The organism is Gimesia chilikensis (assembly GCF_008329715.1).
Lineage (GTDB): Bacteria > Planctomycetota > Planctomycetia > Planctomycetales > Planctomycetaceae > Gimesia > Gimesia chilikensis.
On sequence record NZ_VTSR01000011.1, the window covers coordinates 20,639 to 42,763 of the forward strand.

13 protein-coding genes are annotated in these 22,125 nt (G+C 52.5%); all 13 read right to left on the reverse strand.

The genetic code is table 11. The features are described 5' to 3' along the window. Positions 1-5 precede the first annotated feature (5 nt). The gene (locus FYZ48_RS15795) at positions 6-1,493 is read right to left on the reverse strand and encodes a mu-protocadherin- cell-suface protein (protein WP_187782074.1); all 1,488 of its coding nucleotides are present in this window, start codon (positions 1,491-1,493) and stop codon (positions 6-8) included. Between the two features lie 56 nt (positions 1,494-1,549). After that, on the reverse strand, positions 1,550-2,431 hold the full coding sequence (locus FYZ48_RS15805) for a YybH family protein (protein ID WP_187782050.1): 882 nt from the start codon (positions 2,429-2,431) through the stop codon (positions 1,550-1,552). A gap of 426 nt (positions 2,432-2,857) precedes the next feature. Next, on the reverse strand, positions 2,858-5,428 hold the full coding sequence (locus FYZ48_RS15810) for a hypothetical protein (protein WP_149342013.1): 2,571 nt from the start codon (positions 5,426-5,428) through the stop codon (positions 2,858-2,860). Between the two features lie 95 nt (positions 5,429-5,523). Continuing rightward, positions 5,524-7,206: a methyltransferase domain-containing protein gene (locus FYZ48_RS15815; RefSeq protein ID WP_149342015.1), complete on the reverse strand. Its 1,683-nt coding sequence runs from the start codon at positions 7,204-7,206 to the stop codon at positions 5,524-5,526. 36 nt (positions 7,207-7,242) lie between these two features. Then, positions 7,243-8,925, reverse strand: a complete 1,683-nt coding sequence (locus FYZ48_RS15820) for a glycosyltransferase family 39 protein (RefSeq protein WP_187782051.1) — start codon at positions 8,923-8,925, stop codon at positions 7,243-7,245. A gap of 590 nt (positions 8,926-9,515) precedes the next feature. Next, positions 9,516-10,211: a GntR family transcriptional regulator gene (locus FYZ48_RS15825; RefSeq protein ID WP_187782052.1), complete on the reverse strand. Its 696-nt coding sequence runs from the start codon at positions 10,209-10,211 to the stop codon at positions 9,516-9,518. A gap of 13 nt (positions 10,212-10,224) precedes the next feature. After that, positions 10,225-11,529 carry a DUF1552 domain-containing protein gene (locus FYZ48_RS15830; RefSeq protein ID WP_242022682.1) on the reverse strand — a complete coding sequence of 435 codons (1,305 nt, stop codon included), beginning with the start codon at positions 11,527-11,529 and terminating at the stop codon, positions 10,225-10,227. A 71-nt stretch (positions 11,530-11,600) separates the two neighbouring features. After that, positions 11,601-15,857 (reverse strand): DUF1592 domain-containing protein, encoded by a 4,257-nt coding sequence (locus tag FYZ48_RS15835; protein ID WP_149342021.1) that lies wholly within the window; start codon positions 15,855-15,857, stop codon positions 11,601-11,603. A 181-nt stretch (positions 15,858-16,038) separates the two neighbouring features. Next, the gene (locus FYZ48_RS15840) at positions 16,039-16,473 is read right to left on the reverse strand and encodes a carboxypeptidase-like regulatory domain-containing protein (RefSeq protein WP_149342023.1); all 435 of its coding nucleotides are present in this window, start codon (positions 16,471-16,473) and stop codon (positions 16,039-16,041) included. Between the two features lie 100 nt (positions 16,474-16,573). Continuing rightward, on the reverse strand, positions 16,574-17,527 hold the full coding sequence (locus tag FYZ48_RS15845) for a DUF1559 domain-containing protein (RefSeq protein ID WP_149342025.1): 954 nt from the start codon (positions 17,525-17,527) through the stop codon (positions 16,574-16,576). 381 nt (positions 17,528-17,908) lie between these two features. Next, positions 17,909-18,970 carry a hypothetical protein gene (locus FYZ48_RS15850; RefSeq protein WP_149342027.1) on the reverse strand — a complete coding sequence of 354 codons (1,062 nt, stop codon included), beginning with the start codon at positions 18,968-18,970 and terminating at the stop codon, positions 17,909-17,911. 1 nt (position 18,971) lies between these two features. After that, positions 18,972-20,384 carry an SBBP repeat-containing protein gene (locus FYZ48_RS15855; RefSeq protein WP_149342029.1) on the reverse strand — a complete coding sequence of 471 codons (1,413 nt, stop codon included), beginning with the start codon at positions 20,382-20,384 and terminating at the stop codon, positions 18,972-18,974. 88 nt (positions 20,385-20,472) lie between these two features. Continuing rightward, on the reverse strand, positions 20,473-22,092 hold the full coding sequence (locus FYZ48_RS15860; protein ID WP_149342031.1) for a N,N-dimethylformamidase beta subunit family domain-containing protein: 1,620 nt from the start codon (positions 22,090-22,092) through the stop codon (positions 20,473-20,475). Positions 22,093-22,125: the final 33 nt, after the last annotated feature.

Sequence of the window (22,125 nt, forward strand, 5' to 3'; positions counted from 1 at the left end):
ATTACTCAGTTAGTCTGAGTATCGTCTCCTTTTGGTTCAGGCAGACGTACCAGTAACCAGGTCTGTGTCTTCTCTTCATTGAAGTGCACGAGCACGTTGGTCTGATCCTGCGTCAGATTATAAACGCCGGTCTCCATGACCAGCCCCGGATTGCTGCCATCAGAAAAATGCCAGGAAGCGCGTTGGTTGTCTTTGTCAACCATGCCTTCAACCGGGTGAGTGACGTCAGAAATGTCGTTGTAGAACGTTCCCGCGATCACACCGTTCTTGTCCACAGCCAACTGCAGAACCATATTGGTCTCCTCGGAGTCAGCATTCGTAATGGCATAGACTCCCAGCGGCATCCATTCCGTCTCTTCTGCATTCGACTGTGAATCCTGAGGAGCGGAATCAGCCAGGGACAATGCCTGCTGATAATATTCATCCGCAGTGGCAACCGGCTGGTCTCCATAATACACGGAGTTGTCCTCGTAATAGATGTTTGATCCATACTCATAATAGGAGGGAGTGTTCCACCAGCCCACGAACCAGGAGGTCATAGCGACAGCGGTTACAGGTCGCCACCAGTAACCGGCGGGGTAACGTCCCCAGTAACGCTGATAGCGCCAGGCAGGAGTATTCCAGCCAGGACGATGGGTCCACCAGTCGCGATTGAAAGCATTCACATGTCTGTTATTCCAGTTATTACGAACATTGTTACCCACGCGAACACGGTTATTGTTGATCTGATTGATCGAAATATCACGCTTACCGGGACCACGGTTATTATTGGGACGGTCGCCGGGGCGATTTCCAGGTCGGTCCCCTATACCGGGTCGGTTGCCAGCTCCGGGACGATTTCCATCGCCTGGTCGATTTACAACATCGGGACGATTTCCACTACCAGGCCGATTGATAATCTCTGGTCTGTTTCCTGCCCCTGGACGATCACCACTGCCCGGGCGGTTCACAACGTCGGGCCGATTGCCGCTGCCCGGGCGATTAATGATCTCAGGGCGATTTCCTCCGCCAGGTCGGTTACCACCTCCGTTACCCGGCAGGTTCAAAAAGTCCTGCAACTGTCCCTGGGTGGGACGGTTACTGAAATCGGGTCGGTTTCCCCCCCCTGGTCGATTACCGAGGTTGGGACGGTTTCCACCACTCGGTCGATTACCTCCTCCGGGGCGGTTCCCCAGATCAGGCCGGTTCCCGCCGCTTGGACGATTCCCCAGATTTGGTCGATTTCCGCCACCACCGCTGGGGCGATTGCCCAAATTGGGACGGTTACCCCCGCTGGGTCGGGACACATTGGGACGCGAAGGCCGACTCATTGAGGGGCTGGGCCGGGAAATTCCCCCGCCTCCGCCCCGGTTGAATCCTCCTCCACCACCACGGGCTCCACCCCCGCCGCGAGCACCGCCTCCTCCACCGCGGCCGCCGCGGGAATAGGCATCGTGCGTCAGTAACGATACAGATAAAAGTGCTACAAAGAATGCAATTTGGGGAGTTCTCATTTTTCCCACCTTATTTTAAAGCTGATAATTAGCGATGAATTACGAAACCACTCAGATTACTTGCGGACAATGGTGATCTCGTCGACTCCCGGCAGGAGTTCGCCATCCACCTCGCGTCCCAGAGAACGAAAAGTAAAACTGTTGTCATCGATTTTGGTGATGACATTGACTCCAGTGGCCTTCTCGCCATTCGCCAGAACCTGCAATGTGCGTACGGTCCAGCGATTCTCAGTTTGGGTCCAGATCCCGACACCAAATCCACCTTCTGAGTCGAATAACCAGGAACGGATGGTCTGTTTATCCGGATCCCAGCCGATGATCTGCGTCCCTTCCAGAGCAACGCGATCCTGTATATGGACCTTGAAAGAACGCGTCATGAAGTTTTTATTCTTCGTCCACTTGCAGACGGTTTCGACGGAACCATCATCGCCTTCATCAACCCAGGTTCCGATCATCCATTCCAGTGATTTCAGCTGTTCGTAGTGTGATTGAGGCACTATGGCCTCTGTTTCTGTTACACTATCCAGCTTCCAGCCAGCGGGCGTTTTCACATGCACGGCCGAGTATTCAGTGACGCTGGGCTCCTGTTCCGGCAGAATGACTTCAGCCACACCGTTCTCAACGGCAACGCCAGGTGAGATCAGTCGAATATCGACACTTTCCAGTTCGATTTTAGCGCCAGGCGAATCCTTAAAATACTCTGTGAAGCTTTTCTCCAGCGCCGCCTGCCCCTTGATTGTTTCGCCTCCCGGTGGAGTGAATTCCCCTTCGGGTGTCCAGTGGCTGGCAACAGCTTTGGCATCTCCCTTGTCAAAAGCTGTTTTGTAAGAGGAAATCGCAGTGCGAATCAGGCCTTCCTCATCTGGTTTTGCATCGTCCGCATGCAAAAACTGACCCGCTGAACACAGCAGTAAAAGAAGCGGTAGTACTCGACGCATTATTTTTCTCCATAAACGGGGCTTCTCAATCAGAAATTCAGAATGCAAAATTGAATTTCCCGGTCTTACCATGACGATCTCGGGACAAAGCGCCGTGTTGTTTCGCCTGAGAAACTCTGCGTTTGCAGACGGTTCAACCACGGAATGAATTTCTGCGGCCCCACAGAAACTCCCATCAGAGAACACTTAGCCTTGCTTTGTCACCTGATTCCATGTTCGCATATTCATTTCGAATCTGCCAGAAGTTCTGATTCTTTCTCTACAGATTTTCATCAAATCGATCTGCAGCCCCTGTCAAGTTTTCAGAGCCTGTATGGCGCAGAGGGAGAATACATGAAACGCCAGAACTGGCTGCTGGAGCTTGAAATCGCATCAGAGAAACAGAGCATCCCCGGACAGGCAGGAAGAATCCTGTGAAAACAGCAGTCAGTAGCGAGGCGTTTCTCTGAACCGGGCAATTTGCTGTAACGCCTCCTGGATCTCCGGATCATCGGGCGATGTCTTCTGTAGACTCAGGTAACTGTTCTCTGCCTCATCGAGCAGACTGTAGAACAGCTGCAGGCGGGCCAGTTCTCTCAAGATCCGTGTATCGGAGTCGGAGTCTTTGCGATCATGAGCGTGCTGCAATAGTTTGAGTGCCTTGCCCGGAACGCCCTGCTCCTCGTATAGTTTGGCCAGTCTCAGAATCTGACTGGTATCAGGTACCTTAGAGGAAGCAGATTCACTGGCCCAGGTAGAGGTAATAATTTTCTCCAGGTCCAGGCGCTGTCGTAGAGCCTGAGCAGCTTCATGATTCGCATCCTGCACCTGGTTTAATTCCTGTAGTGCCTGTTCCGAATTCCCCTGAATCAGCGCCAGCCGGGCCAGCCAGACATGAGCCTGATCAAGTTCTGCGGTTGTAGCCTGTTTTGAATCGAGCACTTTGTGCGCAAATTTTTCCGCCTTGTCGAACATGACCAGCTGCCACATATTATTGGTCAGTTTCAGATAGCTGCCCGGTTTTTCATGTTGTGATTCCCCCTGATTCTCCTGAGCCGCTTTCCGTCGCTTGAGAGCCAGTTTAATTCCGTCATTCAGGTTGCCCCGAATCATTTTCTGTCCCGGAGTTCGCGTGGCGCGGGCAAATTCTTCGAGCGCCTGGTCGTACTGGCGTTTACCGAGGTAAGACCAGCCCAGCATACTCATGAAGCGGGCATCCTGTATCCCGGCCTGTTCGAGATCGCCAATGAAAGCGATAATCTGATCATACTCTTCCGCTTTGAGCAGTTGATTGAGATACGTCATACAGACCGAAATGCGGCGCGGGTTTCGAGCCAGCCGTTTCCGAGCCAGTTCCATAGCCTCTTCTTCCCGCCAGTACTGATCCCTGACTGTCCCTTCATAGTTCGGCGTCACTTCAATGACCACGATTCCCTCTTCCTCGTAAACCGGAGTGAAGCGATAAATCAGATCATCATCCAGCAGATATCGGGGAAACATATCATTCGTATGTTTGCCATAAGTGACCAGGTAGCATTGTCCCATGGACTGAATGGCTTTGTGTAGCTGTTCGATATTGGACGGTTCGAAATAAAACAGTCTCTGATAGCGATGGCTGGCTGTGGAGACTTCTGCCCGCCGCGTTAAGACACGCGCATGAGGTGCGGTATTCTGATTCAACCATTCGCCCGCCTTGACGAAGTCACTGGCAAACATGATGAGGTCCTCGTTAGAAAGTTCCTCTTCACTCTCCGTCTTCATGAGATGATTTGTTGTAATCAGATTGGCATCAACCCAGGTTTGTGAGAACAGCAGAGCAGCCACTCCCGCGATACCTCCCACGGCAAGTGTTTTCAGCACCCCTGCCCGCTGGCCCAGTGAAGACTCTTTGATATAGAACAGGCCCGCAGGTACGAAGACCAGAATCATGGGCAACCAGGGGAGTGAAAAACGGGTCTGCATCCAGGGCCAGACAGAAAGCACTCCCAGGGAAAGACACAAGTAGAGTAAGCAGACTGCACCACCGCGTTTCCAGCAGCGCAGCATGCCTGCCAGCGAGATGACAAGTATCACTACGCTCCCCAGCGAATAGATCAGGGGAGAGCCGGGGAGTGCATGATACTCTCCGGAAAGGACTCCGCTGTATTCAGGCACGGTTCCCGGCAGACCAGGGAAGATTTTCTGACATAATCCGTCGATGTGTACGAGCAGCCGATTCAGCATGCTGATTACTGTGCCGACCACTCCCGCAGTCTTCATTTCCTGGAGCGCAATGGAACTGTAACTCATTGTTTTGAACTGACTGTTGCGGAACATCCAGAATGCGGTCGTTCCGACCGAGAGCCCCACCGGGATCAGACAGATCCAGCGTTTCCGACTAAAGAGACACCAGAGTCCCACGGCCAGAATCATGGCGACGCCGATGGTTCTGAGAAAGGGAATAAACACCAGAAGACCGGTCAGGCAGATCAGTTTTCCGAGAGACCATTTCTCTTCCTCGGCATAAAACAGGTAGAGTACCGCCAGCGTACATGCCATAAAGGGGATCTCGCTCATCACGATTGTGGCATAAACGAGAACATAAGGATTGGTCATCAGGACCAGGCTGACCAGCAGAACCGACCAGCGCAGTGGCGACAATGACTCCGCAGACTCGGGATCTGTGCTGTTTATCAGTCGCCAGGCCAGTGTATAGAAGAGCCAGATCATGACAAGGGCAGTCATCAATACCGTCACTTTAGCGGCGATTACATCGTAGGGGGCAATGATTGCAGCAGGCATCAACAGAACCGACATGCCTGGCGGACGCAAAGTGAAGTAAGGCTCCCCTGGTCGATCAAACTGTCGATATTCCTGGAAATCAACAAACCCCCGCGCCATCAGTACATAATCACTACTGTCGGGATTGTAAAAATAGAACTCATTGATACGCGCTGCACCTAATACAGCAAAGACAATCAGCAGCAGGATCGGCAGTTTTAAGAAGTCATTGCGAACTAATGAAGATGTCTCGTTCATATTATCTTACATTCAATAAGGTCTGACAGATATTTGATGTATCTAGAACAGAGATCAAACAAAATCTGCCTGAATACAAGATACAGGAGTTTATGTCATTCAAAGAAGTCCTGTCTTCCAGATTGATGACTGACATCGAATTCTGGCGTGCTGACATGGGTAGGATGCTCGTGAACTCTGAGTGCATTCTTTAAGGATTCTCTGACTCCCGGGCGGGGCCGACATTCCACCATAAATTGAAATGCAAACAAGGCTGGCCAGGCTTTCGCCAGCAAGCCTGCCATCCATCCCAGCCATTTCCCCAGTCTCCCGGGCATCACTGCCGAAAAAGGGGCGCCGATGGCATGTACCCGCTCCACATTGTATCCGCAGTCCTCGAGCATTCTCAGAAGAGTACGTCGAGTAAACAACCTTTTGTGAGTGATATCGAGAATTCCCCGCTCAGCATAATTGAAACGACCAAACAAGAGATTCAGCCGAACTGCTGCAAACGCGACATTAGGAGTGGAAAGTAATAACAGTGGCAGCGCAGGCGGATCTGACAAAACCTGGGGAGTTCCCAACGAATTTTGTTCGTCTTCGTTGTATCCATCCGAGATCACCTCATTACAGTGCGCTGAAGCGACGTTCTCGATGTTACCCATCTGATTGGAACCAGCATCTGCCCGGTGTTCGTTCCGTAGCGCCAGTAGAAATTCTTCTGGATGTGCCAGATGCTCAATCACGTCCAGCATGAGCATTGTGTCATAGTCTGTTAATGAAACAGGGATTTCATCCCGTTCCAGGTCAGCGAATATAAATCGACTCATCACTTCCGACTGAGGTCTGCTGCAGTCAACACCAGTCACCTGCATCCCCTGCTGTTCACACTGTGAAGCGACATGTCCCGGACCACAGCCGATATCCAGTACATTTTGTGCGTGCCTGGCTTTCAACAATTTGAGAGCTAGTGCATGGGAAGAATATTCTGCCTGTGTCTTATCGCGGTATCGATCCGTTGATAAGTTCCTCAGTTTCAAAGAACACAGCATACCCCATTGATGCATTTTATACTGAATTGTCGCCGTCACGACATTCCAGGCATATTTAAATCCCTGCACCCGACAGATTTCGTTACCATAGAAAGTCGGTATGTTTATCTCCTGTACACTCGCCTCTACATGTGCCGCTTGTAAAAGTATCTCTGTGTCAAAATGGAAATCGTTAGTATTAATCTCAAAGGGAACACTCTGCAGAAATTTTGTGGAATATGCACGGTACCCCGTATGATATTCGCTCAAGCTCCAACCTGTGAGCCAGTTTTGAAACCGGGTAAGTATCCGATTACCCACCAGCTTATACCAGGGCATTCCTCCCGCCCTGGCGCTGCGTGTGGAATGCATTCGTGACCCCAGGATGACATCTGGTCTAGTCTCTCTCCAGGTTTCGATGAATTCAGGCAACAGTTCTGGAGCGTATTGTCCATCACCGTGTAATAGAATAACGCAACTGTATTCATCATCGATTGCTGCCCGAAAACCAATCTTCTGATTTCCCCCATACCCCTGGTTGATTCGGTTTTTCAAAATGGTGACATTATAAATGTCATGGGCAACCAGCCATTTTTTCAGTATCAAGGCCCCATTGTCCGCAGAGGCATCATCGTTGACAAGAAAATGAACATCATCGCGATTAAAGAGCATAAAGGGTATCCGTTCAAATAAATCGAACAGATGCTGCTCTGCTTCATAAGCGACAACATAGATTAGAAATCGATCTGGCTTGTTTGATGACTGCATATTCAGGTTCTATCGGATGCTATATGACGAGCATGATTAATTTATATTCTGCTTCGGAACTGCTGCCTTGGCAGCTTTGATCTCGGGTGAGAGAAACTGGATTCGCATGATCTGGTTGTCCAGGTAATGGGCCTGTTTCGTCAATTGACCGGCTGGAAACAGGGGGAAGAGATGCTCGGGCTTTGCCTCTGCTCTTTCATACCCCAGATAGACAACCCAGAGCGGTTCCCTGGCCGATTCCTTGAGAGCAGCCAGGTAGTTTTTCCAGTCTTTCCGGAACTGATACATGAAAAAGTGAAAGCGGGGAATTGTCACAACACGGTAATTCCCCATCTTGTATTCGATATAGCCACCTCCGAGTGGCTTTCCGTGAATCACCTCGCGCCCCACCAGGTAATATTCCAGGACATTCCGTGTACTGTCATCCGTCAGGATCACCTCTCCCTCTGGAACCGTCTGTTTGATTAGACTTACAAAACGTTCCATCATTTCAGGAGTCTGTGTCGTTTCATACTTCCATACCATCGGTGCCGCATAGCTCATCACCCACAACAGCATAACGCCTGCCAGCACTGAATTTCGCCACAGACTGTGACGCGTGAACAAGAACAATGATGCCGCGGATATTCCCAGCGCCACAAAAGGAATCAACCACATTGAATGACGTGTATGCCCCAATGGATAAATTCGAAACTGAAACAGCAGCATCGCGACAATCATTGGCAGCACGATCAGCAGTGCCCGCTCCACTGCAATCCAGGAGGATCCTGTTCGCTGATACGCGACTTTTCCCAATCTGATTACCCCGGGTACGATGAGGATCGCAATTAACAGACCGAATGCCCCCGAAGTAAACTTGATAAACTCCAGTAGGCGCAAAAGTGGAATCATCAAGGGATTCGTGTTCTGCAGGGTGTATTGACTGTCTCTCAGCCAGAAGTCCCACATGGCATCCTGTGTTTCACTGTTCACAAATGCCCGGACATGGCCAAAATACAGAGCTGCACATTCTCCCAGCAAAACGACCTGCACCATGGCCCAGGCAATTACCAGTTTCCTGGGCAACGTACCAGAGATAACTCGCAGCAGTGTGAGTACTCCCAGTGCCAGCATCAGCCAGGCTGTGGTATAATGAGTCAGCATGGCCAGCCCGAGACAGACAGCACTGGTAATCAGCGCAGCGAGCGAATGCCGCTGAAGAAACCGCTCATGGAAAAACAATGCGGCAAACATGAATGTCAGCAGAATCGTGTATCCCCGCATCTGCGCTCCGAGATGCACCATCGGCATTGAGAAGGTAAGAAAAACGAGTCCTACCACAGCTGGTCTGACTCCTGTTACTTCCCTCAACCATAAAAATGCAAAGACTAACGCGGAGATACTGAAGATCAAAGCGGGGAGCCGAAGCATGATCTCCGAGTCCCCGAGGTTCAACCAGAGGTGGTAAAAGAGAAACACGAGTGGAGGATGTGTATGAATCCTGCTGGCTATCCATGTATCCTGCAGAGTTGCTTCTCGTGCTGCCTGGAAGTGCATTGATTCATCAAAATCCAGATAAAATGCATCCAGTAATTGTGCACGAAACAGAAGACCCACGAGAATAATACCCGCGACCAGGCCCCACACTACCAGTGATGTCTCCCGGGCATCAGCGATGTCTGTCGCATTCCTATCCGCGTAAGTCTGACTCTCACCAGATTCGGGAGTTGTGTCTGTCACTTGTTCTTTCAGTGCTGGGTTCATAATCCCGACCTAATTTGCTCCCGCGAACCAAATGTTGACTGATGACAGATTCTACAGAAGGCCTGTAACACGAGACTCTTACTCAGCGTTCGCCGCTGGAAATTAATTCGGACCTGGAACCTGTCGTCATACGAATCACGTAGGGAGAACTAAAACTTCCCGAACGTTTCGCTCACAGAGCGTTGATATCAACTGATTCCCAAAGGGAATTAGTCAGTTCCGTTTGCTTTGAATCACTACAATGTCTAAAACAGAACAAAATACAACAGATGCACACTCTGGGAAATATGGAAAAAGCAATTACCGTTCCATTTATCCAGAAGCAGAGAATCGGAAGTGGAAACGAAACCAGGAGGCATGGGGCGACAGAGACCAAAGTCTTGATCAGCCATAAGTCATTGGATACTCAAGATCTGCGCATTAAGAGAACTGCGACAACACGCCTATCTGTACATTGAGCATCTGGGCTGTCGATTCAGGAGTTTATCATTGGTAAAAAGCCATGTTAACTTTTGTTAACACTCATCTCATCGCATTTCAGGAACCAGGCCGCTGAGAGAATCCCGTCAGGACAGCTCATTCATTTCCGGCAGCCACTGATACCAGCCTTCGATATGCCCGCGCATCAGTTTTTCAATTGAAGCTCCATCACCGCTGCGGAGCGTGTCGATCAGTTCCTGATGGCTGTCGATTGTGATTTCCTTAACGCGGCCGGTGATCTGCTCATGACGACGATGCAAAGCGGCAAGCCAGAGTTCCAGGGAAGGGCGCAATGAGCGCCAGGTGGCAATCAGCCGGGAACGTCTGCTGGAGGCCACCAGCAGATCATGAAATTCCATATCCAACAGGCTGATCTCTGCCAGCGTTTTGGTATTCTGCATTGCCTTCATATTCGCTTCGAGTGCAGCATAGTCAGCTGAAGTTGCCTGGGAGGCCGCATGCACTGCGACCATTGGCTCCACTGCAAGACGGAGCAGGTACAGATCTTCAAAGTCAGCAGCGGTCATGGTCGCGACCCGTGTACGCCCGCGTTCATCGAATTCCACGATACCATCCCGCTCCAGAATCAATAGTGCTTCACGGACCGGAGATCGGCTGACTCCCAATTCAGACGAAAGCACCGGTTCACTGAGCATTGTCCCGGGCTCGTACACGCCCTGGATGATTTCACTGCGCAAGCGGGACTCGACTGCCTGTGTCAGTGTCTGCCGTTTCAGTTTTGTCTGACCGGCGCCGCCTTTCGAAAATTGATCGATACTCATCATTAATTCCTGTCTAGAGACCTGCCAGGCGTTCTGTTGCATCGCCGAACTGATCCAGGTGCAACCCGAAACGGTCCATTAACGACAGATAGAGGCTGCACATTTTTCGATTCGGTTGATCTAGATAGTTCAGCACCCGTCCGGTTTCCAGCTTGCCTCCTCCACGGCCCAGGATTACGACGGGCAGTTTGGTTGCATCATGACTGCCGGTGAGCATACTGCTGCAATACATCAGCATGGTATTATCCAGTGCAGTTCGTTCCCCTTCCTGGATCGCATCCAGCTTCGCGGCAATATAGGCCACCTGCTCGAGAAAGAACTGATTGACCTTGAGCCAGTCATTCGACTCCTGATGTGACAACAGGTGGTGGATCATGTAATCCACGCCCAGATTGGGAAAGCGTAAAGAGGAATGATCGTTGTTCAGCTTCAGGGTACAGAAGCGAGTCGCGTCGGTTTGAAACGCCAGTACCAGGATATCGCACATCAGTCGCATATGCTCGGCGATGTCCTGGGGAATGCCATCCGCTGGACGGGGAACATTCGGTTTATCAAGCGTAGGACGCCAGCCCTGTAATTCCCCCCGCTGCCCTGCCAGATCGATCCGCTGTTCTACTTCGCGCACCGAATTAAGATATTCATCCAGCTTCTGTTTATCACTGCGGCTGATACCTCGTCGCAAATCGCGGGCATCACTCAGGACGGCATCGAGTACGCTCTGATCGCTCTGGCTTGCGTCTTTGCGGAACAGTCGATCAAAGGCCAGCGCCGGGTAGACTTCCAGGGGCGTCGGCGTTGTCGGAGAACTCCAGGAGATATGACTGCTGTAAAGCATCGAATAGTTCTTGTGGACTGACGGATTCGACTTTTCGCAGCCCAGGACCAGGCTGGGGACTTTTGTCGTCTGACCATACTGTTTCGCCAGCATCTGATCGATGCTGATCCCGCTGCGAATGCCGCCCCCTGCTTCGAGCGGCGCCCCCGTGAGAATATTTCCCGTCTGGGAGCTGTGAATATTTCCTTTCAGTGCTTCCTCGTTATACAGCCCCTGAACAAACAGCATTTTTTCCCGGTGAGGCAGCAGCGGTTCAAGGACCTTACCCAGTTCCATTGTTTTGCCGCTCCCCTTGGCCCACCAGTGTTCGCGGTGAAAGCCATTGCCGGAAAAGAGCGCTGCAAACCGAATCGGAGCTTCTCCCTGAACTGCGTTCTTGCCCGCTTCTACTCCCCAGACCCGCAATGATTCCAGCCAGGGCAGTGCCATGGTGACGCCGAGCCCTCGCAGCATGGTCCGTCGGGTTGTCATAAAAGCGCCCATCTGATAACTCCTTGATATTCAGAATTCGGTATCAGTTCTTTTCATCTTTTAGTTTAACAGATTCTATTGAATCAGTCCGCTGTCACGCTGCTGATACTCTGTTGCTCCGCACCGCGAATCATTTGAAACTGCGGACTGAGAACAATGGCCTGAATCGCGGTCGTGATCCGGTAGTCATCCTGTTCGAGTTGAGTCGTCATCTGATCCAGCAGAGGTTCATCAGACAACTGCACAGAGCGTCCCAGGGCATAGCCCAGCAGACGTCGATTAAAGGCCCGCAGGAAATCATCCCGTCGCTCGTTGAGCAGATAATTCCGCAGACCGGCGATTCCTGTCACTGCGGTTCCATCGGGTAAAACCGAAGCATCGTCGATCGGATGCCCTTTCGCATCTTTATTCCGCAGACGCCCAATGCCGTCGAATTGTTCCAGAGTAAATCCGAAGCCATCGATGCGCTTGTGACATTTCGCACAGGCAGGATCGGCACTATGCTGTTCAATCAGTTGTCGCTCGGTCAGGTTCGCAGGAACTTCTTCCGGCAGAACCGGTACGTCTTTGGGAGGACGGGGATGTTTCTCACCCAGTAGAAATTCCGAAACCCAGTTTCCTCTCAAGATCGGACTCGTTCGTGACGCGCCGGACTGCTTCGAGAGTGTCGCCGCCATCCCAAGGATGCCCCCCCGGGACTGTTGCTGTACTCCTTCTACCCGCTGCCAGTCTGCTCCTGCCACTCCCTGTAGACCATAAAATTCGGCCAGCCGCTGATTCGCCCAGACATAGTCCGCATCCAGGATGGCCAGGAGGGAACGATTCTGCTGTAAAAGATCGGTAAAGAATCGAATCACCTCTTCGTACATATCACTGCGAAGTTCTGCGAACTCCGGGAAATGTCGCTGACTCTTCTCATCAAACTGATCGAAGTTGCGCACGTGCAGCCACTGGCAGCCGAATTCAATCGCCATGCGTCTGATTCGAGGGTCCTGGAGCATTCGCGTTACCTGCTGCTTCAGAACTGCTGGATCACGGAGCTTGCCTTGATTCGCCAGTTCACGGAGTTCCTGATCAGGCAGCGACGACCAGAGAAAATAACTCAAACGGGAGGCGAGCTCATGATCAGAGACGGGGGCGGGTTGGCTTCCAGAGGGAGCCGCTTCCGTCCGGTAGAGGAAGACGGGAGAGACCAGCACCCGCGCCAGCAGCATCTGGATCGCTTCGGTGTGAGACAGCTTCTGCTGCCGGAGCTGCTTATAGAGTGTTTTCAATTCCGTCTGTTCTGCTGAGCTGAGTGGTCGCCGCCAGGCGCGGTCTGCAAATTCCAGGACGGCTTCAATATGCAGGGGCTCAGTTGCCTGCAATCGGGTGCGAAATACTTCTGCCTGACGCATGATGCCTTCCCGCATGGGAGTAAAGGCACTTGGATCGGCGTCCTGCGTCGCGAACTGCCAGAGCTGCTCGTAGGCATCCACCTGTCGCAAGGGTGAGCGACCGATATAATGTAGTTCGTCCCAGAGTCGATTCAGTTCTGCAGTCTGATCTGGATTCAGCATCAGCCGCTGCAGATGTTCGTCTTCCCGATAGTAAAGTGTCAGAGTGACAACTTCATCAACGGGAACAATGCGCGTGTAGCACAGGGCGGCTGGAAACAGATTGCGAAACTCAGCGAACTGTGCCAGGACACGTTCTTTGACCTGACTTTTTTCACTGACCAGCACCGGGGCAATCGGGATCACCGGCTTTTCACCATCGGACCAGGTCGATTTCTTCCCCCCACTCCGAAATGCGCCGGCGTGTAGCTCAGTCAGCGACTCTGGTTTTTCCGTGGAAACTTTAAGTTGTACGGTCCCCTGTTGACTGCTGGCGACATGTAACTTTCCAGTGGCTGCGAATTCAGCCCCGGTAGCCAGTTCGGCTGGTAAGCGGACTTCAACCACAGCAGGTGCCTGCACACATAGTGTAGACGGATCTACGGACGTGCCTGCCGGATGTTTGCCGAACAGTTGTGGGTCGAGACCATATGCTTGATCTTCAGTCAGTTCTTTACCAGGCTTTCGATCTGGCCGATATTGTTGCCTGAGTGCTTCAAAAGCGGGACTGCGGAGGGATGTCAGCTGCTGATAGAGTTTTCGATCCGGAGCGTTTTCGGGGAGTTGGCCCGGCCCGGCTGTGAGCAGACGCTGTAATTCTGCTGCCAGCTGTTTGCGTGTTTCAACGTCAGCTTCGGTCTGCCAGCGGGCCAGTAACGAGCCTGAAGGGACTGCAATGCGAGAAACAGGCTGATCCGGCTCACTGAAGAAATGCCAGACATGGGGATTGCCCTGTTGATCGGCGTGCGGGTTGCCTGCCAGAATATCGGATGAAATCTCACGAGCCAGGTGCCATGCTGATGCTCCTGCTGTCACAGGAGTGATTGTCAGATCGACGTCTGTCAGGTCGCAGGAGTGATTCCCGTCCCGCGGACCGATGCCAAGCAGCAGCATATCGCCGGTTCGTACCTTGAGTGGTTCTTTGATCTCCACGGGAGACGCTTCCCGGTTGGTGGCGTTCCCAGAAGCCAGCATCTGTCTCGTATTGCCACGCCACAATTCCAGGCGCCAGTCGACTCCATTTCCACAACCGATATGTGCCCGCCTGACTGCGCCTTTGACATTAACCGTGCCAGACATGGGGCTTTTCCAGCCAATGATCACTCGCCGCTGGGGTGTGGGATGTACCGCGATATGATGTGGCAGCATTTCGCCAGGAATTCGCACACCCTGATCGGATGAATTCGCCACAACACTTAAGGCCTGCTCGCCTACCCAACCTTTGACGAAGTCATAGTTCTGAATTTGCTCAGTCTGTTTTGTAATGTAGCCCTCGATAGTCGGCTGTCCGCCATCCAGGCCCAGGCAGGCAAGCCAGGCATGCAGAATTACGGGTTCGATGTCGTGCTTCTGCGCCAGTTTTTCCAGATTGACCGCTGCTGTTGCCGTTTCTACTTCCAGCGCGGCATTCAGACAGGCGGCGGTATGTTCCAGCAGACGCTCCCGGTAAGCGGTCAGATACGCGAGATACTGACGGACTTCTTTCAAGGGTAATTCCGGCTGTCCGGGAATGATTAAACGCGGATTCTGCCAGAGCGCGAAGTCTCCCTGTTTTCCATCACCGGCAGTACTGGTTGCCAGATAGAGTGTGACCGACTCTCCAGCTTTCACCTCGGGTAACTTCAAACGCAGTTCCTGTTGCGTGGTGACCGGTTGCACCGGAACCTGCCAGGCCTCGGGGCCGCCCCGTTTGCCGATGTGCCCGACTGTGGTGAACCGCCAGAGTGCTGACTGCCACTGTTGAATCAGTTCTGCCAGTTGAGGGGCATCCGTCGGTTTCGCACGATTCCAGAAAACACGGATCTGGTCAAGCACTACGGAGGGAGTTTTGTCAGTCAAGGACTGCCAGAGCAGGGTCAGATATTTCTCGTTCAAATCGTATTCACGTGCGACGGACGCAAGGCTTTTCTGCCCAGAGTGGAGCGACTCTTTTTCTTCGAGTGTTGCCTGCAGATAAGCTTCGAGGGGAAGTCGTCCTCCGCCATTGGTTTCGAACTGGATCCCCTGCAGGTTGACCGCGGTTGCGCCTTTGCTTTCAGTATAACGTGCATAGAATTCGCGAATCGCTGCCAGTTTCTCGTTCGTCCAGTCCCTGCGGGTGGTATTAGAAGAGAACTCGATACCATCCGGCAGCAGGACTGCATGACTGGATATTTTCTTAGCGGCAGCGAAGTATTTCTGGATCAAAGCAGGAGACATCACCAGCGAATTTCCCACGTTTGTGAAGCCTTCGCCCGCAGCACTGTCGACGGGGAACTCCTGCGCCGGTTCCAGAGGGACTCCGGTCAGGTCGTGGATCGTGTACGTGTACTCGGCGTTATTCAGCCTGCGTAGCACAACGGGACCGGGATCTCCCGCATTTGCCCGGGCTTCCGCATCGAGAACTGCCTGCACCCACTGCTGTAACGATGCGAGTTCGGCCTGCGTCGGTTGCGGCTTTGCGTCCTCGGGAGGCATCTCTCCATCACGGAGCATCTCCACAACCCGTTGCCAGGGAGCCACATTTCGGCGGAAATCAGACACACTGCGGAACTGTTCCAGATCGAGTTCACCCTGTTTCTCGGCTGTATTGTGGCAGTTCAAACAGTACTTTTTGAGCACAGCCTGCTGCTGTTTTGCGAAAGTTGCCTGCAGGGGAGCAAATGGGTCCGGCGTCTGTGCTGAGAGAGTCTGGCTACAGGCACAAGCCAACACACACATGAGTAGAAAACAGTAACCAGCCTGATATCCAGATCCCGAACGCATACGACACTCCCTGGCGTTTTACGAAAGCAAACCTCGATCGGGGAATGTACTCTTCCCGACATGTAAACCTTCAGCTGAATTACAGAGTGTCGACTGTCGACAGGTTTGTCAAGGCCTGAAAAAGCCTACTCAGAAACAAAAGTGACATTATGACCACCCAGGTTTCAGGTCGGCTTATGAATTACTTGCTTTTCAGGTCGAAATCGATCGTATTTGGTGCCGTCTTAGAGACTGTGACCTGCAATGTTGTCTGCTCGTTGTACCGGGCGGGTAACGTTTCGGGACCGGCGACCTCGGCTCCTCCATCGGGCTTGCTAATGCGGACAAGATGCTCGCCGGGGATGGCGCCGCTCGTGTTGTTGTCATACCTCAGGGTATATTTACCTTCCGTATCCGTAGCGGCGGATGAAGCACGCGACTGACTCTTGTCGGCAGCCGACTGAGGAAAGAAATCGATGATGGCATCGGACAGTGGTTTTCCATCCAGGGTCACCGTTCCTGTCACTTCTGCCAGTTCGGGTTTCTGAGCCGAATTGCCGGAACATCCTGCAATCAGGATCAGCAGCAATCCGCAGACCAGTGGAACTATCTGTACTCGTAGCGCGTTGGTATACATGGTTCTCTCTTATGCAAAGGGGTAAACGCCGGAAGCATCAGCCAGTTGACTGATGCTTCCGACTGTGAATGATTTCAGAATCGCGTATGCTGACTGCCGATTAGAACTCCGGCATGACCTCGCCCCCTTTGATGGAGACGAGTGCCTGAATCACGGTAATCCGATCCACATTCTCACTCAGGAAACGCACACTGCCGTCGTTCATCAGCATATGACATCCCCCGACATGGTGACTGCCGGCTCCCCAGGCATACGGCTTATCGTAGCCGGGATGGTTCTTATTGATCCCGTATGAGTAAGGCAGAATCACATTGGTGTGCCGATAGGAATTCCAGAAAGGACCGTAGGAGGCACTGGTCAGCAACAGGGGTGACTCGATCAGCACCATCGTGTTACTCGTTCCATCCTTGATGTCACCGATTCTGGCTGAACCGTTGAAGCCAAGTGTCCCTTTCAACCGGTTCGAATCAGTTCCATATGTGGTAACGAGGCTGTACTCAGTCGTGTATCCAGCACGGCCATAGCTGGTTTTCTGATAGCTGCCGTAGCTGGTCTGATCCGGATCGGACGGACAGAGAAAGACCGGGTAATTATTCGGAGCGACACTTAACTGCCCCGAACCGGCAAACGTGGGTCCGACCGATCCACAATAGCTGCCGTCAGAGCGTGCGACGTGATCCGATGACGAAAGCGAAAAGTTGTACTTGTTATATAACGGCGCCAGGTCGAGATAGGGTAACAGCAACTGGTAGAACGTGTGGTTCAACAGTTTGGGAGACGTTCCGGCAGACAAACCCAGCACCCGCTCGCAATAACAACTGCCCGGGGCAATTGCAGCGGGAGGAAAGACACTGTGGGCGTCATGATAGTTGTGTAACGCCAGTCCCATCTGCTTGAGATTGTTTTTGCAGGAACTGCGGCGGGCTGCTTCCCGTGCCTGCTGGACTGCAGGCAGCAACAATGCGATGAGGATTGCGATAATGGCAATCACGACCAGCAACTCAATCAGCGTAAAACCGCGCGTTCTGAGTCGATTCTGTTTTGATAAATCCATCTCTTAACACTTTCCATAAGAATAAATAAATGCATAAAAGGAGAGGAAATTCTGCAGGATCGACGTGGGAAATATAAAACTCAAATCAGTACAGTTGATCCTGACACTCCTCTTCCGCAGAACATCTCTTATGGAAAATGCAAAAATGACGCCAATTCTCGATGAAATTTTGAACGATGGGATCATCGGCCGCTGAAATGCCTGAAATATTGGGGATTCGAGCAGTGTACAGGGAAAACGCTGCTGACACTCTGGCTACGGATCACCCCACCAACAGACCATCAGAACAGCATTCTGCACAAAATTCAGGCATTCCAGAACGGAAGAGAGTGCGCGTAACATTGCTGTTTTGAAGCCTCAAAAACGCTTGATGTGGAGAAGTCAGGGCGTTCCCGCGGGTTTGGCTTTGATCAGAGAGAGGTAAGGCTGCGCTTCCGGCCAGCTGCGAACTTCGTCCAGTTTGTCAGCCGGTACTTCGATCGATTCAAAAAAGCGGATCGAAAGCTGATCGTCAAATTTCCCTTCCAGGTAACCAAAGGGGATCTCTTCCGCTTTTTCCTCTGTCGATGCCTCTTTGACGCGCGGCGGGATAAACAGGCTCCAGAACTTCTGCGGATCCTTTTCGGTCAGCAGCTGCGCAAACCGCTCCCGGACCTTCTGACTGGCGGGAGAATCATCCAGGTTCCGCTGGACGAGAATCGCCTGATATGCGAGTGCCCGGTTCCAATACTGCTCGGTCACGACATAGTTGGCAAAATGCAGACGGTCATCGAATCCCAGACTTAAAGGATTCCAGGGCGACGTGGGCAGCTCTTTTCCGGCTGCCAGCAGATCCTGCATTTTGCGGGCATCTTTATGGCGAATAGCGTACATGAAATGCATGCCACTGAACGGCGTAGCCCAGCCATTCTCACGCACGGAATCCTTGAGACGGATAATCACATCCCCATAGCGGGGAGAACCGTGGGGCGGTCCGATACTGGCGAAGACCGCATCAAAGGCGCCATACAGGAGATTCTCAACGGCTGGTGTCGTGTGTGATAAACGATTGTGTTCCCGCTGCTGCTCCACGCGCAGGGAAACCAGTGCCTTCTGTTTTAAAATGTCCCGCAGATTCTCAAAATGGAGTCGGTTAACAATGGGTGCCGGCTTGGATTCGATCACCTGCAGCAGTTTCTGTTCCTGAGGTGTGAGTGGCGCGAGAAAGAGTTCAAACTCGGCCATCGTGCAGCGGGAAGTGATCTGCAGCCATTGTTTAAGCTTGGCATCGGTCAAGGGGCGCTGAAAGGGGAGCGCATGAATGGCCTGCCGCCGTGCAGCGGCCAGGGGCGCTCCCGCTTTCTCTAAATCTGCTTTAGACTTCTGTTTGATGACCTGCTGTGCCTGCAGAGTGGAACAACAAGTGACCAGCAGACCAAGACTCAACAGAATTCGTACGCTCATATTATTGACTCAGTTTGATCAGGAAAATGTCATTGCTACCCCGACTGGTCAGTTCGTGTTTCTGATAGCGGGTTGCTGGTGAAAACGCACCGGAGACATAGCAGCTATCGTTTTTGTCGACTGCGATCGCATAGCTCAAATCGCTTTTCTCGCCTCCCAGAATTTCCAGCCAGTCCAGATTTCCATTGGGAGCAAAGCGGGCGATGTAGAGATCGCGGCCTCCGAGTTTCTTGAAATGCTGTCCCTGGAAGTGGACTTCATCACTGAATTCACCGGTTGCGTAGCAGTTGTCGTGCTGATCGACGGCGATTCCCAGTCCGTAGTCGATTTTTTCTCCGCCCCCGGTACAGGCCCACGCAGGCGTTCCGTCTGCATTGATGCGGGCGACGAAAATATCGTGCGTGCCCCTGCTCTTGATGACGGTGTCACCAAAGCGGGCTTCATTCTTAAACATCCCGGTGATGTAGCAGTTTCCGCGACTGTCCACCGCCACGCCGGTGCTCAACCCGTTCGCCTGTCCCCCGGAGTTCACCGACCAGACCAGCTTGCCATTGGGAGAGAGTTTGGCCAGAAAGATGTCCTGCACCGCGGTATCTGTGCCTACCTGGTCTCCCGCCAGTTCGACCTGTCCGGTGATATAACCGCAGACATAACAGTTGCCGACCCGGTCTACGCCGATCTGATGGCCGCTCTGACCGCGACCGTTTCCGGCCAACTGTGCCCAGAGCAGATTTCCGTTATTGTCATATTTTGCAACGAACAGGGAACGGCCTTTTTTATTCGGAGCACTGACATCACCGATTTTCACATCACCAGCGAATGAACCGGCGACACAGCAGTCACCAGCGGGAGTCACTGCGATGCCATGTCCGTAATCATAGCCTGTGCCCCCCTCACTCTGCGCCCAGATCAGTTTTCCGTCTGGATTATATTTGGCAATGAAATAATCATAGTCTCCCTGGTTATAAAGAACCTGATCGCCAATCTGAAATTCCGGACTCTGGAAATGACCGGTCACAAAGGCATTGCCCGCCTTGTCGACAGCTACGGCGTAACCGCGATCAATCAGGGTGCCCCCAGCGGTCTGGATCCAGAGTAGTTTGCCTTCCGGACTGTATTTAGCGAGGACGAAATCCATGCCCCCCTTGCTGGTGACTTTCTGATCGCCGAACTCAGCGGTTTCAGTAAATTCTCCGGTGACATAACAGTTCCCTGCAGCGTCAACAGTGATCCCGCGGATCTTGTCGTGTTTGAGGCCTCCAGCCTGCTGAACCCATTCCACGTTCCGGGCTGTTTCCTTTTCGTTTTTCCCGGCCGGCTGACCTGCCTGCAGAGCGTTAGACAAAAGAAGAGCAGTCAGCGTGACTGCCAAACTAAAGACATGCATATTCATACGACGGGTTATCCGGTTCATAACAGAGTTAATCCTGAAACATTGTCTTAAAGGTTGTTAAACGTATTCTAATCGACGAAACCGTGTGAACACAGTTCCGATCAGCGTCTCATTCTGATTTTGTAAACTGATCGATCACATTCCGCGTGACTCGAGAAACATCGTTGTCGACGAGCATCGAAGTAATCCAGCAGATCGAACCGACAGAGAAGACTTCCCCTCCCGAGTCAGTCTGATAATGAATCATGTCGGCTCCCCCATTGTCAGGGTTGGTTCCCTGAGCAATAAGGTGTACCTGTGGCGGCGAACTGGGAGAGATTTTATCTGTTTCGTGGCCCGAGGCACCACCGGGGATACGCATATGCTGACTCTCTGTGCCGAACAGATCGTCTGTATTGAGCCCTGTCCCTGCCAGAGCCCAGTGGTCGGCATCAATGACTTTGTAGGGAGCGCCTGTCATGATCCCGGCAAAGGAGAAGACGACCCCCAGCAGGTTCGCTTCCGATTCCTGTCGCGCGTGGTAACGACTTTCATAGGTCGACTCCGATTCGGGAATGGGAGGATCCATGGCGACGCCGCACCAGCTTGTGCAGTCGGAATTGTGATAGACGATGCGTTCGTCATCCAGGAACTCAACTTCGCAGTTCAGACCGTTCCCTCCCAGATAAATCAGCCGACCGCCGGATTCGAACACCCATGACTTCAGCCGGTCATACATTTGCTTCGACCAGTACTCTGGGTGTGAACTCAGGATAAGGACCTTGTATTGATCCAGGGGCAGCGTTCCCAGGTGGAACTGTGTTTCACTGTAATAATCGTAAGCTAATTCCTGTTCTTCCATCCAGCCCAGCAGACGCCATTCGGAATGCAGCATGCCACACCCCATGCGACTGTAAATGGGATCCCGCAGCTGCTCGTCCAGATCGATGTGCAGGTAAGGTTGCGGCCGTTCCAGCGACAGAGGCGGATATTCTTCGACATAGTAGACACCAAACGAAGGCTTCAGATAGCGTCGCAATTCCTGTCGACTGTTCACTGTGGGGGTTTCCGGCAGTCCGTCCGGATTCAGATAGTTGCTGCGTCCCCCGAAGTTGTTGTAGGCATTCCAGGTCAGATCACTGGCCAGAACCGCGATGTCAGACTGCGGCGTTTCCGGGGCCACCACCCAGGGAAACGTAAAATGATCTCCTGACTGATTACGGATATGAAACATATACAGGCCGGATTTCTCCGGTGATGTGACCGACTGGCGCTGTACGGCTCCGCGATAGCCGATGTCGTTCCAGTTGACACCTGCTTGTGAGTAATCCCCATCGGGGGTGACCTGCAGATTGGCCAGAGGCGCATGATCGTCAAAGGTACCGATGCGGCGGATGTATTCTTTTTCTTTTCCATAGCGCCAGAGTTCAACCTGGTACTCGGAGGTCGAATGCACGCGGAACTCGGAGGCTTCCCCGGCGGTTACACAGCGGGGCCAGGCAAAGCCGTACAGTTTTTTCGAGAGCAGGCGAAACTGGTAGACCTGTCCCGCCTGAACCTGCATCTGCACGCGCTTCGGACAGTGATCGGTGTGCTGGAGTATCACGGTGTACTCCCCTTCGGGCAGATCAGCGATCACGGCACCGGAAGCGGTAGAACGCGTGCTGAAAAACTGACCGTCGGACTGAAATTCTACTGCGACATCAAACAACGCGCTGTAATTTTCGTCGCTGACATATCCAATGAGCATGAATCCGGTTCCGTCACATAAAAGGAAAACAGT

Excerpts from the sequence above, each read along its gene's own strand:
- FYZ48_RS15795 (WP_187782074.1), bottom strand. The coding sequence starts at position 1,493 with ATGAGAACTCCCCAAATTGCATTCTTTGTAGCACTTTTATCTGTATCG.
- FYZ48_RS15805 (WP_187782050.1), bottom strand. The coding sequence starts at position 2,431 with ATGCGTCGAGTACTACCGCTTCTTTTACTGCTGTGTTCAGCGGGTCAG.
- FYZ48_RS15810 (WP_149342013.1), bottom strand. The coding sequence starts at position 5,428 with ATGAACGAGACATCTTCATTAGTTCGCAATGACTTCTTAAAACTGCCG.
- FYZ48_RS15815 (WP_149342015.1), bottom strand. The coding sequence starts at position 7,206 with ATGCAGTCATCAAACAAGCCAGATCGATTTCTAATCTATGTTGTCGCT.
- FYZ48_RS15825 (WP_187782052.1), bottom strand. The coding sequence starts at position 10,211 with ATGAGTATCGATCAATTTTCGAAAGGCGGCGCCGGTCAGACAAAACTG.
- FYZ48_RS15830 (WP_242022682.1), bottom strand. The coding sequence starts at position 11,529 with ATGGGCGCTTTTATGACAACCCGACGGACCATGCTGCGAGGGCTCGGC.
- FYZ48_RS15835 (WP_149342021.1), bottom strand. The coding sequence starts at position 15,857 with ATGCGTTCGGGATCTGGATATCAGGCTGGTTACTGTTTTCTACTCATG.
- FYZ48_RS15840 (WP_149342023.1), bottom strand. The coding sequence starts at position 16,473 with ATGTATACCAACGCGCTACGAGTACAGATAGTTCCACTGGTCTGCGGA.
- FYZ48_RS15845 (WP_149342025.1), bottom strand. The coding sequence starts at position 17,527 with ATGGATTTATCAAAACAGAATCGACTCAGAACGCGCGGTTTTACGCTG.
- FYZ48_RS15850 (WP_149342027.1), bottom strand. The coding sequence starts at position 18,970 with ATGAGCGTACGAATTCTGTTGAGTCTTGGTCTGCTGGTCACTTGTTGT.
- FYZ48_RS15855 (WP_149342029.1), bottom strand. The coding sequence starts at position 20,384 with ATGAACCGGATAACCCGTCGTATGAATATGCATGTCTTTAGTTTGGCA.
- FYZ48_RS15860 (WP_149342031.1), bottom strand. The coding sequence starts at position 22,092 with ATGCTCATTGGATATGTCAGCGACGAAAATTACAGCGCGTTGTTTGAT.